Here is a 14,583-nt window from a genome sequence, read left to right as displayed (position 1 = left end):
TCTTCGAGGTATAACATGTACTTTCATAAATATGAACATCCTATGAATTTCTACTCTCCCCGGGAGGGGGAGCTGGAATACAACTGGAAATCACTGGGAGACAATGTCTACCATTATTGGGTGGAGGGTGCCCGCTGGGAGGGTAATCCGAGTCAGGCGGAATTCGACACCCTGGACTTCGGAAACAAAGAGTCATTCTGCCGAAGCGACCTGAGCACTGCAGGAGGATTCTCTCTGATTCCGGAAGAAAATGGGAGTCTCGAAACCCTCCCGGAGATGCCTTTCGGAGTCTGCGGAAGCAAATGGATACTTCGATTCCGTCTTAACAGCTGTGACCGGTTTTACGGCATGGGTGAGAAGAATAACGGATTTGAAAAAAGCCGTATCCGCAGCAAATTCTGGAACACCGATGTGTGGGCGGATTTCTCGGGAGATCAGATAGAAAATGGTATTACTGACCCCATGTACATATCCCTCCCCTATCTTCTTCTGAAAAGAGGGAAGTTCTGGTATGGGATTCAGGTAAATAATCCCTACCCCGTATTTATGAATACCGGAGCCGGTCAGGTCATAGAAGGTGTTCAGGAGACAAACGAGGGGGGCGGCGAATTTTATATCGGCTCCACAGACGGGGAACCGGATCTATTTATCATTGCAGGGATGAGCGCCGAAGATGTCACACAGCGGCTTTACAGACTTTGTGGAACCTCTCCCCTCCCTCCTCTCTGGTCTCTGGGTTATCAGCAGTCCCGCTGGGGCTATGCCTGTGACAGTGATCTGCTTGAGATTGATGAAAAGATGGAAGAACATGAGATCCCCTGTGACGGGATATGGATGGATATAGACTATCTGATCGGGTACCGTGTATTTACCATAGACAGGGAAAAATTTCCCGCTCTGGACCAGACTGTTAAGACTATCGCTTCCCACGGCAGGCGGGTGGTACCGATTCTTGATCCCGGAGTTAAGGCAGATCCTGAATATTCCGCCTGCAGGGAAGGCCTCGAACAGGGACTGTTCTGCCTGAATGAAGAAAACCGGCCTTATATAGGTTTTGTCTGGCCGGGAGCATCCTATTTCCCCGATTTTTCTCTCCCTGAAGTCCGCTCCTGGTGGGCTTCCAAAACACAGGAGATGGCAGATCTGGGATTCCCTGCCTTCTGGATCGATATGAATGATCCCAGTGCCGGTTCTGCCGAACTGGAGGGGATGCGATTTCAAAAGGGAACCCTGCCCCATGAGGCATTCCATAATCAGTACAGCGTAGCCATGCATAAGGCAACCTGGGACGGTCTGAAACAGAGCATGCCCGAGGAACGCCCCTTTGTTCTCAGCCGCAGCGGATTTATAGGCACAAACCGTTGGGGAGCCGTCTGGATGGGTGATAATATCTCCAACTGGCACCATTTGAGAAAGACAATAGAGATGGCTCTCAACCTATCACTATCGGGTATGGCCTTTTTTGGTGCCGATATCGGTGGTTTCGGGGGGGATGCTTCTGATGCCAACTTCATCGCCTGGCACAAAGCCTGTTTTCTCTTTCCCTTTTTCAGGAATCACTGTGCCGACGGACAGAAAAAACAGGAACCCTGGAATATGGGCCCCCTCGCCCTTGAGCTGAGCAGGACGTTTATCAGGGCCCGTTATGCACTCCTACCCTATATCTACAACCTCTTTATCACTCAGGAGCAGACGGGAGCCCCCCTTATCCGTCCTCTTCTTTATAACTATGAAGGTTTTGATTTGATAGATGATCAGTTTTTAGTGGGAGAATCTATCCTCCAGGCCCCTGTACTGCAGGACCTGTCAGAAGAGCCGCTGAATATCAGAACCCTTGTTCTTCCCGAAGGATACTGGCTGGATATCAATAGATCCCAATGGATTCCCGGTCCCTGTCAGCTTGACTGCCCGGTAGAAGAGGAGCAGACGCCCCTGTTTATCAGAGCCGGATCTATCCTCCCCGTCAAACGGGCCGGCAGAGCCGAAGGAGAGTTGAATGAAGTGGATCTCCTTATCTTCCCGGAACCAGATAATTGTACATCATCCTATACCTATCGCTACGACCGGGGAAACGGCTATGAATATAAGAATAAAGGTTTTGGAGAATTCAGAGTTCAGATATCCTCTCATGCCGGGAAAATGCAGGTGACTATTGATTCTATTAAAACGGGCTATGCCCCCTGCACTGTCCGTTTCGGTCTATATTCATCAATTAAGGAAATTATGATACAGACAGGAGGAGAGGAAGAAGTTTTGAAACTGGAAGATGAAAAGATTCCTTTCTGCGGAAGCATCATGGAGTTTCAATTTTCCAGAGAGATCGTTATTAATTAAGACAGGGAATAGTCCTTTATGAACGGAAATTACAACAGTGGATTTTCAGTCTCATAGAGGGGTGCACCAAAGAGATGATCAATCACAAGCAGGGCTGCACCGAGAAGGAAAAATCGGTTGCCCGGTTCGTCAAATAGAATCGGTGTATTATCCAGACCGGAGCGGGTAAACCAGTTTTCATCAAACTGATTTTGAATAGAGGGAAGAAAACTTTTCAACTCCTTAATCCCCTCTCCCCCAATGATTATCAGTTCCGGATTACATGTCATTGCCAGGTTTATCAGCGCAGAGCCCAGATATTTCCCGGCCTGCCGCATGACAACTCGGGCATCGGAATCTCCCTCTTCTGCCAGTTGTGCAATTTCTGAAATGTTAAAACTCCTGTCCGTCAGTTCCTTCATACGGGATACGATAGCAGGATAGGAGGCATAGGCCTCCAGACATCCCTTCTGACCGCAGTAACAGGGCTTTCCGTCGGTCTGAATAATCATATGTCCCAATTCACCAGCACCGCCCCTGTGACCTCTGTAGAGCCGGTTACGAATGAACAAGGCTCCACCGATTCCCTCTCCAATGGTCAGGCAGATAAAATTACTATGTCCCTTACCGCTACCCAGCCAATGTTGAGCCAGAGCATAACAATTCACATCATTATCGATAAAAACCGGAGTGTCTATATTCTTTTTCAGATCTTCAACCAGGGTCTCGTTTTCCCAACCCAGAAAGGTGGAGCTGAGAAGCTCCCCCCTATCCTGATTGATGATTCCCGACAAAGCTATACCGATACCGAGAAGAGATTTTTCTTTATCCCTTAGTTCATCAGAGATCTCAATAATTTTCTCTACTATCAATTTCAGAACCGAGGGATAATCCTGTCCATGATCATAGAGATACTCATGATAATCAATAATACTCGGTTTAAGATTCGTCAGGGCGATTTGAAGATGACTCTCTTCAATCTTAACACTGAGGATGTAACCCAGATTATTATTAAACAACATTTGTATGGGTCTGCGTCCACCTGATGAAATGCCTTCTCCAATATCAAAAAGCATATTCTGCCTGTAAAGTTCATCACAGATTTTGGATATGGTGGATAGATTGAGTTTGGTGATCCTGGCCACCTCTGTTCGGCTGACCGGACCATGCTCCCGGATGGTACTGAGCACAAGTATTTTATTTATATCTTTAATAAGAGCTTTGCTGCCCGGACGTTTATTTGCCATGATGAACTGATCATATCCCGATAATCAGTAAAAAATCAAACAGCCTATCCCATAAAACACAATTCTTATTCCTCATTAAATCGATAAGAGTGTGATAAAAGCAACTCATATTTCTGATCGATCTGTCGCCGATGGTACTGTTGCACTCAGCTCTGAAATCCTCTGCCCTAAGGCATCCGTCATGTCCACATCCAGAGAATCGAGGGCTTCTTTCAGCTGAGATATATTTCTGGCTCCCATGATGGGCGCAGTAACAGCAGGATGGCTCCCGGCCCAGGCCAGAGCAAGAGAAACGGGAGAGACCGTAAGTTCCCTGGCCAGAGATATGAAATCATCTACAATTACCTGATTATTCTTATCCCTGTAGCGGCTCTGATACGCGGTATTCGTCGTGAACCGCCCCTCACTCACAGGGCTTTTACCCGCATACTTCCCGCTCAGCAATCCACCGCCCAGGGGGCTGTAAGTTATGACTCCAAGACCTTCGGATTGAGCCATGGGAAAGATTTCCACTTCTGCCTGTCTTTTTAGCAGACTGTACATGGGCTGAATACATTTGAAGGAAGCCAGCCCTTCCCGGGCAGAAACTCCCAGGGCCTTCATGACCTGCCAGGCAGAATAATTACTGGCGGCAGGATATAGTATTTTCCCTTCCCGGACAAATTGATCCAGCACAGAAAGGGTTTCTTCAATGGGAGTGTTATCGTCAAAGCGATGCATGAAATATATATCAAGATAGTCTGTATTCAGACGTCTGAGGCTATCTTCCAGAGCCCGTCTCAAACTTTTACGTGAGGCCCCCCGGTTATTAATATCTTCTGACATGGAACCGCAGGCCTTACTGGTCAGAACAATCTCATTCCTGTGTCCCTTGATGCAACGGCCCAGAACCTCTTCCGCCCTGCCCTTCTGATATACATTGGCACAGTCAAAAAAGTTGACTCCCCTATCCCTGCATAGTTCATACATCTGAAGAGAGGTCTTTTCATCTGCATCTCCGGCAAAAGACATGGTTCCGAAACATAAACTGGAAACCTGAATTCCGGTTTTTCCCAGATAGGAATACTCCATTTGATTCTCCTTACAATTTATACAGATTCAAGATTCCGGCTTCTCGGGAGAAAACTCAGAACGGGGAGCCCCGCAGACCGGGCAGACCCAGTCCTCAGGGAGTTTTTCAAAGGGAATCCCCTCGGGGATATTCTGCTCCGGGTCCCCCTCGGAGGGATCATAAATATAACCGCAGGCATTACAGACCCAGATCACTGGAGACTCCTTTTTCTTATGGTTATGCCGAACACAGTTCTGAAATCATAACACATCAGCGATCTCCAAGGGCTATATATTTTCTATCAAGCTTCCCTTCAAAAAGGGCCTTGGGACGGAAAATCCTGTTATCCTGTCTCTGTTCCAGAATATGGGAGAGCCATCCTGAGGCTCTGGACATGGCAAAGATGGGAGTAAACAGAGAAGGGGGTATATCCAAAAGGGCATACACGGAGCCTGAGAAGAAATCTACATTGGGATAGATAGCCTTTTCCTTTGCATCCATCATTTCCCGGAACACAAGCTGAATCTCTTTAAGAATATTATAGTTTACATAGTTGTCTTTCTGCTGTGACAGTGTTTTCAAATAACCTTCCATAAGAACAGCCCGGGGGTCCATGGCCTTATATACCCGGTGTCCCATGCCCATAACCTTTCTTTTTGTCCGGTTGGCCTCTTCCAGAAAGGGACGCACATCTTTTACAGAGTCAATCTCCTTAAGCATATTCACAACCTTCTCATTGGCACCTCCATGGAGAGATCCATAGAGAGATCCGATGGCAGCGGAGATACTGCAGTAACAGGTGGACAGGGAAGAGGCCACAACCCGGGCCGTAAATGTCGAGGCATTCAGTCCGTGTTCCGCATGGAGGATCAGACATTTGTCCATGATATCCCCCTCTTCCTGTGAAGGAGCTTCTCCCCGGAGCATATACAGGAAGTTGGCCCCATGATTCAGATCATCCCGGGGTGGAATATATTCCTGTCCGTTTTTTATTCTGTAAAAGGCGGCGATGATGGTGGGAAGCTGTGCCACCTGATGCAGGGTCTGCCGGCAGTTACAGTAGGCTGAATGTTCTATCTTATGATCCACATAACCACTGAGAAAATTGATGGCCGACTGCAGCAGTTCCATGGGATGGGAGTCCCGGGGAAAGCTCTTGATCATATCCAGAATGGGAGGACTGATCCTACGGGAAGTTCTCATCTTAGTAGTGAAATCGTCAAGCTCTTCCTTATTGGGAAGATGACCATAAAGGAGAAGGTAGGCGGTTTCTTCATAGCTTGAGTACTTCTCCAGAACATCTATGGAATATCCATAGTAGTACAGTTTGCCCTCTTCACCATTGACCTTGCATATACTGCTCTTTGCGACAATAACACCTTCCAGACCTTTGTGTATGACTTCTTCTGACATCATCAAACTCCTTTTAAATTCTTTATGCTGGAATCCCGTGAAGATATCCGGAATTCGTTTTTTGCTAAAAATCGATCAGCATCCTCCTGGGATCTTCAATGCTGTTTTTCACAATATTCAGAAACCCGACGGCTTCCCGTCCGTCTACAATTCGATGATCGTAGGTCAGGGCAACAAACATCATGGGACGGATGACCACTTCATCATCCCGGACAACCGGCTTTTTCACGATGGAATGCATGCCCAGAATACCCGACTGGCCGGGAGAGGGGATGGGTGTGGAGAGAAGACTTCCGAATATGCCGCCGTTGGTAATGGTAAAGGTACCTCCCCTGAGTTCATCGGGTAACAGTTTCCGCTCATTGGCACGACGGGCAAAGGAAATAATCTGAGATTCTATTTCCACGAAGCTCAATCCGTCGGCCTGCCTCAGGACCGGTGTGATCAGCCCCTTGTCCGTGGAGACGGCAATACCGATATTGAGATGGTTCCTGAAAAGGAGATCCTCACCGTCAATGATGGCATTGATCTGGGGATACTCAGCCAGGGCAGAACAGACGGCTTTGACAAAGAAACTCATATACCCGAGTTTGACTCCCTTTTTCTTCAGAAAATCATCCTTATACAGGGTTCTGATCTCCATGACTGCCGACATATCCACCTCATTGAAGGTTGTCAGATGAGCCGACTGTTGTTTTGATTGAACAAGATTGGCGGCGATCTTCTGACGTATACGACTCATTTTTTTCCTGGTGAAGGCTTCAGGAGACGCGCCGGGGGAACTCTGCGGAGCCGGAGCTGCAGTGGGGGGGCTCTGAACAGCAGCTGGAGCAGGGGAAACAGATTCAGTCTCAGGGACTTGAACAGGCTGAAGTCCCTTGGATTTTATATGACTCAGAACATCCTCCCTGGTGACATGCCCTTTTTTGCCGCTGCCCTGTCCCTCAAAAGAACTCAGACCATAGCTGTGCAGCAGTTGACGGACAGAAGGTGAATAATGATCTTCCCCGGAAACGGCCCCGGACAGCATAGCTGTATCTTCAAGATGCCCTACGGTCTGACCGATCTCCACTTCCTCCCCCTCCATGATCAGGATTTTAAGGATTCCTGTTGCGGGTGACGGAATGGACAGTGTCGCCTTGTCTGTTTCCAGCTCCAGAACTTCTTCTCCCGCCTCGACGGAATCTCCATCCTGTTTGAGCCAGACGGCCAGATAACCTGTGCTCACAGATTCACCCATTTCCGGTATTTTCAATTCAGTCATTTGTTTTTCACCTCATCAAATGCATCCTGGAGCAAAGCTTCCAGCTCTTCCATATTCTTATTATGGGCTCCTGTGGAGGAGCTTGCCGAGGGCAGTCTTCCCACATAGGACCATTTTCGCCGTCCCAATTGATTCAGGGGCTCATGGACAAAAGACCAGCTGCCCTTGTTGCGTGGTTCTTCCTGAACCCAGCGCAGCTGCTTCACTGATCCATAATATTGAATGATCTCTTTCAGGCTCTCCGCCGGAAAGGGGTAGATCTGTTCCAGCCGAAGGATGGCAGCCTTTCTGCTTCCCAGTTCTTCCCGTCTTTCCAGAAGATCGTAATAGACTTTTCCTGAACACAGGAGGAGTATCTCAGCCCCTTTGTATTCATCCCGGTCATCAAGGACTGTCTGGAATTTCCCCTGCTCCAGATCCTTCAGATCAGAAACTGCTTTTTTATGGCGGAGAAGGCTTTTGGGGGTCATAAGAATCAGGGGTTTCCTGAAGGGCTGAATCATCTGCTTCCGGATCAGATGGAAATACTGTGCCGGTGTCGTCAGATTGCATACCTGCATATTATCCTCGGCGCAGAGACTGAGATATCGTTCAAGGTAGGCATTGGAATGTTCGGGACCCTGACCTTCATAGCCATGGGGAAGGAGGAGAACCATTCCACTGGAACGGAACCATTTCTGCTCTCCTGAGCAGATAAACTGATCGATGATTGTCTGGGCACCATTGGCGAAATCACCAAACTGGGCTTCCCAGAGAACCAGAACTTTAGGCATAGCCAGGGAGTAACCGTATTCGAAACCCAGAACAGAAAATTCTGATAAGGGACTGTTATATACCGAGAAGACACCCATGGGTCCTGTGGATTCTTTTTCCAGATGTTTTAAAGGGACATAGGAGTCGGGGTTGTCTACAGAGACGTCCCACCAGCGGGCATGCCTCTGTGAAAAAGTTCCCCGTCCGCAATCCTCACCGGAGAGACGGACATGGTAACCATCGGCCAGGAGACTGCCGAATGCCAGGGACTCGGCGAAGGCCCAGTCGATGCCCTTTTTCTCATCCAGGGCTTTCCGTCTGTTTTTAACAAACCGCTGCAGTTTGGAATGAGCAGTAAAGCCTTCGGGAATATGGGTTAGAACCCCGGCAATGCGTCTCAGACGATCCGGTTTCACACCGGTATGGGGAAATTCAAAAAAATAGTCAAAGGTCATTCCCTTCCAGTCTCCCTTTCGGAAGGCATTATTCCACTGATAGTCGGCATAACCCTTTGCAAGCTCAAAATCAGCAGTTAATTCTGTGATATAGGATGTCTTGAAACTCTCCAGATCAGTCTTGCTTAAAATATTATTCTCTTTGAGGAATTCACCATAAATAAAGGTGACACTCTTATGCTGTTTAATAAGCTGATACATGATGGGATGAGTAAAAGATGGCTCATCGGCTTCATTATGCCCCAGTCGGCGGTAGCAGATGATATCCACAATGACATCGTAGCCGAATTTGTGCCGCCAGCGGACGGCCAGATCCATGGCCTTGATCACCGATTCAGGATCATCCCCGTTGGCATGAAAAATAGGAATGGGGAGAGACTTGGCGACATCCGTTGCAAAATAGGTGGACCTTGAATCACGGGAGGCCGTGGTGAATCCGATCTGGTTATTGATGATAATGTGTATGGTACCCCCTGTCCGGTATCCCTTCAACTGAGAGAGATTGAGGGTTTCATACACCACACCCTGTCCGGAAAAGGCGGCATCCCCGTGAATAAGTACGGGCATGACTTTTTTCCTGTTTTCATCCCCCCGTCTCCTCTGGATTCCTCTGGTTTTACCCTCAACCACCGGATTTACCGCTTCAAGATGGCTTGGATTGGAGACAAGGGAGATATGGAGACTTCGCCCTTCTTCATCAAAGAAATCACAGCTCTGTCCCATATGATATTTGACATCCCCGCTGCCGCCGTAGACATAGGGCTGATAATTGTTCTGAAACATGGCGAATATTTCCGCCGCGGGTTTACTGATGGCATTTACAAGAACATTCAACCGTCCCCGGTGAGCCATTCCGATGACAACTTCCCGGATACCCAGGCTGATTGATTTCTTAAACAGATACTTCAGAGCAGGAATAACGGCCTCTCCCCCTTCCAGGGAAAATCGTTTCTGCCCCACAAAACTGCTGTTTATGAATTTCTCAAATTCCTCTGCACGGATAAGGTCTTCCTGAATCTCTCTCTGCAATGAAGGATCTATGGAAACAGACTTATCAGGATTTTCCATATTGCTGATAAGCCAGTTCCGCATGGACTGATTCTGAATATGAAGGATCTCCGCTCCCAGAGTACCGCAGTAGGTCTCATCCATCCTCTTGACTATCTCAGCCAGGGGGACGGAATCTTCTTTAAAAAAACGTCCGGGATTAAACAATTGGTTCCTATCGGAAGAGTCCAGCCCGAACTGTTCGGGTTTCAAAGATTCCACACCGCCTTTCATGGTTAGAAAGAGATATTTCATCTCTTTGGTCATATAGGAACCCAGGGGATTCAGATGACCGTGAAGATAACCTCCATCCCGATAGGCCCATATCATGGCATTTAAACGGCTCTGCTTATCCGAGTCTCCAGAGCTGAGTACGGGAAGACCCCTTTCTGTGGGCAGGGATTCTTCCAGCCCTTCCAATAGTTCCGGAGCATGTTCAAGAAGAGATTCAAGATAGGCCAGATTGTCTATTGATAGTCCCATGTCTGCCATTGATTACTTTTCCTCTAGATCATTTTTTTCCTTAGAAGACCGGGGATCTCATCCGGTTTATCAGCTACATCCACACCAGCGGCTATAAATGCAGCCACCTTGGCCTCGGCCGTACCCTTCCCGCCGGAGATGATGGCACCCGCATGACCCATCCTCTTCCCTTTGGGAGCGGATCTTCCCGAAATAAAGGAAACAACAGGTTTTGTCATTTTTTCTTTAATATAGAGAGCCGCTTCCTCCTCCGCTTCCCCGCCGATTTCTCCAATCAGCACCACAGCCGTTGTATCAGTATCCGCTTCAAATCGCTCCAGAAGATCTACAAATCCGGAACCGACTATGGGGTCCCCCCCGATACCGATACAGCTGGACTGACCCATGCCAGCCAGTGTCAGTTCATTGACAACTTCATAGGTCAGAGTACCGCTTCGGGAAATTACACCGATTCCACCGGCTTTATGGATTCTCAGAGGCATAATACCTATCTTGCTTTTTCCGGGGGATATCAGACCGGGACAGTTGGGACCGATCAGTACAGAACCCTTTTTACGGGCTCTGTGGTAGAGCTCTGTCATCTCCTGCACGGGGACACCCTCGGTGATGCAGACAACCAGTGCTATTCCGGCATCAATGGCTTCACGGGCGGCTCCGGCTGCAAAAGGAGCGGGAACGAAGATGACAGAGGCATCTACTTCATGTTCTTTCAGACAGTCCTCAACGCTGTTGTAAACAGTTATCCCATCCATGGATTGACCGCCCTTTCCGGGAGTCACGCCGGCGACAATATTTGTCCCGTCCTGAACCATGGTCTTTGTATGAAAAGAACCGTCTCTTCCGGTTATGCCCTGTACGATGACTCTTGTATTTTCATCAAGGAGTATGCTCATTGATTTCCTCCATTCTCTTCCCGGGAATAGGCAAGTTTCACAACTTTATCAACTGATTCACTCAGGCCGTCATAGGCCTTGAGACCGGCTTCTTCCAGTAGAGCCCGGCCTTCATCCTGATTGGTTCCCACCAGTCTGATTACCAGGGGCAGATCCATTTTGATCTGTTCCCTGGCCATAAGAAGGCCTTTGGCAATATCATCACAGCGTGTAATACCTCCGAAAATATTTATAAGGATTGCACTGACAGATGGATTCCGGGTAATTATTTTTAATGCAGTGAGAACTTTGTTAGGATTGGAGCTCCCCCCAACATCCAGAAAATTGGCGGGTTCCCCTCCGGCCAGTTTGATGATATCCAGGGTAGCCATGGCCAGTCCGGCTCCATTGACGATGCAGCCTATCTCTCCATCAAGGGAGACAAAACTGAGTCCCGCATCACGGGCGTCCTTTTCGTCCTGACTGGATTCTTCAGGATTTTCCAGAGCCTGGATTTCGGGATGGGCAAAAAGGGCGTTATCATCAAAACTCATCTTGGCATCAATGGCCATAAGAGTATCATCATCCACAATGGAAAGGGGATTGATTTCGGTCAGGCTGCAGTCCTTGTCCAGAAAGAGCCGATAGAGTTTATCCAGAATATCACGGGCCTGTGCAATATGAGTTTCCCTTTCAAAGATTTCTTTTAATGCCGAATCATAAAGATCCGGGTCAGCACCATCCTCGGCAAAAAAATCGACTTTAAGAATCTCTTCGGGCGCATTAAGCGCCAGATCCTCGATATCCATCCCCCCGGCCTTGCTGAGCATAAGGGTAACAGCTTTGCTGTTCCGGTTCGTGATAAAACCCGCGTAGAATTCCTTCTTTATATCCGCGGCTTCTGTGAGGATGATCTTCTCAACAGGAAATCCTTTGATCGTCAGATTGAAGATCTCTTTACCGTAGCGGACGGCGTCATCCACGGTTTTGGCATACTTTACACCACCGGCTTTACCCCGCCCCCCGGAAAGTACCTGGGCTTTGACAATGGTCTCTCCCCCCAGTTCTACGGCAGCCTGTGCCAGCCCGGAAACTTCTGTGACAAGGCGGAAGGGTTTGATGGGTATCCCATAGGACTGAAACAGTTCTTTAGCCTGATATTCATGAATATTCATGGAGCTCTATTCTCCTTTTCTCTTTTTGATTTCCCTCTTGGTCATATTGATAAGTTTGGTAATTTTAATCCCTCTGGGGCAGACCCTTGTACATTCGAAGTGACTGTCACAGGCCCACACACCATTGGGCTGATCCAGTATTTCCAGACGGGTGTCCAGTCCCTTATCCCTACTGTCATAGATAAAACGGGACGCATGAACCAGAGCGGCAGGTCCCAGAAAGTCAGGATTTGTTTCCAGAATGGGGCAGGCAGAATAACAGGCACCGCAGTTGATGCATTTTGTAGCATCGTCTATGGCATCTCTCTGTATCTGGCTCTGAATATACTCACCCTTTTCCGGAGCCTCTTCAAGGGGTATAAGAAAAGGTGAGACTTTTTTAAAACGCTCCAGAAACTCACTCTGATCCACCATCAGATCTTTTTGAACAGTCATATGCCTTAAGGGTTCAATAAGAATGGTATCCCCCTCAGCATCTGCCACATCCTGAATCAGGGTTTTACAGGCCAGCCTCTCTTTTCCGTTGATCCTCATGGCATCGGAACCGCAGACCCCGTGGGCACAGCTCTTGCGGAAGGCCAGGGAGCCGTCTTCATTTCTGTAGACATGCATCAGGGAATCCAATACCCGGTCTGTGGGCTCTGCATCTACTTTATATGTATCAAAACGGGATTTTTTATCTGTCTCAGGGTTGAATCTGAATATCTTTAGTTCTACTTTCATGCAAATCTCCTCATCTTAATAGACCCGGGGTTTGGGTTCCCATTTATGTACATCCACAGCTCTGTAGCGAAAGGTCACCTTATTTTCTTTAAGGGTACTCAGACTGTGTTTCAGCCAATCCTCATCATTTCTTTCGGGGAAATCATCTCTGCTGTGGGCCCCCCGGCTCTCCTCCCTGTTCAGAGCAGAGGCTGCGGTATGGAGGGCGAGATCCAGAAGATTACCCAGTTCAAGAACCGTCTGAACCTCGGCATTGAAGTTTTCGGCTTTGGCATGAACAGAGACATTCTCATAGGCAAGTCGGAGATCCTGTAGTGACTTAACAGCCTTCTCCATTTCTGATCCTGTTCTGTAGACTCCTACTTTCCCCATCATGGTTTCCTGCATGGAATCAAAGATTTCACCGGGATGATTCCCCCTGGATGATTTCAGTTTCTCAATTCTGTCTTCCCACCAGGCAGCCTTGTCGCTGTCCGCTTGGCCTGTGGGGGCATCCTTTACATATTCAGCGATATGCTGCCCGGCCCGCCGGCCGAAGACCACAAGATCTACCAGGCTGTTGGTTCCCAGCCTGTTGGCTCCATGAACCGAAACACAGGCGCATTCACCTGCGGCATAGAGACCCATGTACTGTTTTTCTCCGGTCCAGACCTGACCGTCAATATTAGTGGGTATTCCTCCCATGGCATAATGTGCTGTGGGTTGAACAGGCATGGGAGCATCTGCCGGATCAACATCAAGGTATGTTCTGCAGAATTCTGCAATATCAGGGATTTTCTCTTCAACTTTCTTCCTGCCCAGGTGACTGGCATCCAGATAGACATAGTCATCAATTTTGCGGTTTCCCTTGATGCCTCTGCCTTCAAATATTTCTGTCATAATAGCCCGGCTGATCATGTCCCGGGGGGCCAGATCAAGCATGGTGGGAGCATAACGTTTCATAAATGCTTCCCCTTGGGAGTTGTAAAGAATACCACCCTCTCCCCGGACTCCTTCAGTAATGAGGATTCCCATATCTCTTATTCCTGTGGGGTGAATCTGAAAAAACTCCATATCCATCAGGGGAATACCGTTTCTCGCCAGGATAGCAGGGCCGTCACCTGTGTTTGAATAAGCGTTGGAAGTGATCTTGAACATACGTCCAAATCCACCGGTGGCAAACAGAATGACCTTTGCCCGAAATGTACGGACCTTACCCGTGGCCAGCTCAAAGACTATCAGCCCCGTAGGTGTATCTCCGTCCATCATGATATCCAGAACAAAAAACTCATCATAAAAGGCAACTTCATTTTTTATACACTGCTGATAGAGGGTCTGAAGAATCATATGACCGGTTCTGTCGGCAGCATAACAGGCCCTGCGCACAGGCCCTTCTCCGAAGTTTCTTGTATGACCGCCGAAACGGCGCTGATCAATTTTCCCTTCCTCTGTTCTGGAAAAGGGAAGACCTCTGTTTTCAAGGTCATATACTGCGCGGACGGCATCATCAGCCAGTATGAGAGCAGCGTTCTGATCCACAAGGTAATCACCCCCTTTGACAGTATCAAAGGCATGCCATTCCGGTTTATCTTCTTCTACATTACCCAGAGCGGCACCGATACCTCCCTGAGCAGCCCCTGTATGACTTCTCTGGGGATACACTTTTGTCAGAACTGCGGTTTTCCCTGTTCTACTGGCTTCAAGTGCAGCATACAGACCGGCACCTCCGGCACCCACAATCAATACTTCATAGTCAAAATCCATGCTAAGCCCTTCCTTTTATGATTTCAGACACTCCTGACAGGAGA

Annotated in this window: 11 protein-coding genes; 1 reads left to right on the top strand and 10 read right to left on the bottom strand. The window is 48.3% G+C overall.

Features of this window, described 5'->3' with window-relative positions; genetic code table 11:
- The first annotated feature begins 15 nt into the window (after nt 1-15).
- The gene (locus DV872_RS18385; RefSeq protein WP_114631420.1) at nt 16-2,334 is read left to right on the top strand and encodes a glycoside hydrolase family 31 protein; all 2,319 of its coding nucleotides are present in this window, start codon (nt 16-18) and stop codon (nt 2,332-2,334) included.
- Between the two features lie 29 nt (nt 2,335-2,363).
- Here the strand turns inward: DV872_RS18385 and DV872_RS18380 are convergent, their stop codons facing one another.
- The 10 genes from DV872_RS18380 to sdhA form a co-directional block, all read right to left on the bottom strand.
- A complete protein-coding gene (locus tag DV872_RS18380; protein WP_114631419.1) occupies nt 2,364-3,560 on the bottom strand; it encodes an ROK family protein in 1,197 nt (398 codons plus the stop codon).
- Between the two features lie 105 nt (nt 3,561-3,665).
- The gene (locus tag DV872_RS18375; RefSeq protein WP_114631418.1) at nt 3,666-4,631 is read right to left on the bottom strand and encodes an aldo/keto reductase; all 966 of its coding nucleotides are present in this window, start codon (nt 4,629-4,631) and stop codon (nt 3,666-3,668) included.
- 27 nt (nt 4,632-4,658) lie between these two features.
- Nucleotides 4,659-4,826, bottom strand: coding sequence for a rubredoxin (locus DV872_RS18370; protein WP_114631417.1), 168 nt, complete (start codon nt 4,824-4,826; stop codon nt 4,659-4,661).
- A 55-nt stretch (nt 4,827-4,881) separates the two neighbouring features.
- Nucleotides 4,882-6,024 carry a citrate/2-methylcitrate synthase gene (locus DV872_RS18365; RefSeq protein ID WP_158547046.1) on the bottom strand — a complete coding sequence of 381 codons (1,143 nt, stop codon included), beginning with the start codon at nt 6,022-6,024 and terminating at the stop codon, nt 4,882-4,884.
- Nucleotides 6,025-6,088: 64 nt separating this feature from the next.
- The gene (sucB, locus tag DV872_RS18360) at nt 6,089-7,288 is read right to left on the bottom strand and encodes a dihydrolipoyllysine-residue succinyltransferase (RefSeq protein ID WP_114631415.1); all 1,200 of its coding nucleotides are present in this window, start codon (nt 7,286-7,288) and stop codon (nt 6,089-6,091) included.
- Nucleotides 7,285-10,035 carry a 2-oxoglutarate dehydrogenase E1 component gene (locus tag DV872_RS18355; protein WP_114631414.1) on the bottom strand — a complete coding sequence of 917 codons (2,751 nt, stop codon included), beginning with the start codon at nt 10,033-10,035 and terminating at the stop codon, nt 7,285-7,287. Before DV872_RS18355 ends, sucB begins: the two co-directional genes overlap by 4 nt.
- A gap of 14 nt (nt 10,036-10,049) precedes the next feature.
- Entirely contained in the window at nt 10,050-10,919 is an 870-nt protein-coding gene (sucD, locus tag DV872_RS18350) for a succinate--CoA ligase subunit alpha (protein WP_114631413.1), read from the bottom strand.
- Nucleotides 10,916-12,073, bottom strand: coding sequence for an ADP-forming succinate--CoA ligase subunit beta (gene sucC / locus DV872_RS18345; RefSeq protein ID WP_114631412.1), 1,158 nt, complete (start codon nt 12,071-12,073; stop codon nt 10,916-10,918). Before sucC ends, sucD begins: the two co-directional genes overlap by 4 nt.
- A gap of 6 nt (nt 12,074-12,079) precedes the next feature.
- The gene (locus tag DV872_RS18340) at nt 12,080-12,796 is read right to left on the bottom strand and encodes a succinate dehydrogenase/fumarate reductase iron-sulfur subunit (protein ID WP_114631411.1); all 717 of its coding nucleotides are present in this window, start codon (nt 12,794-12,796) and stop codon (nt 12,080-12,082) included.
- Nucleotides 12,797-12,811: 15 nt separating this feature from the next.
- Entirely contained in the window at nt 12,812-14,539 is a 1,728-nt protein-coding gene (sdhA, locus tag DV872_RS18335; RefSeq protein WP_114631410.1) for a succinate dehydrogenase flavoprotein subunit, read from the bottom strand.
- Nucleotides 14,540-14,583 lie beyond the last annotated feature (44 nt).

Origin of the sequence: Oceanispirochaeta sp. M1 (genome assembly GCF_003346715.1) — a bacterium.
Classification (GTDB): domain Bacteria; phylum Spirochaetota; class Spirochaetia; order DSM-2461; family DSM-2461; genus Oceanispirochaeta.
This window is presented reverse-complemented; position numbering and strand designations above follow the sequence as displayed.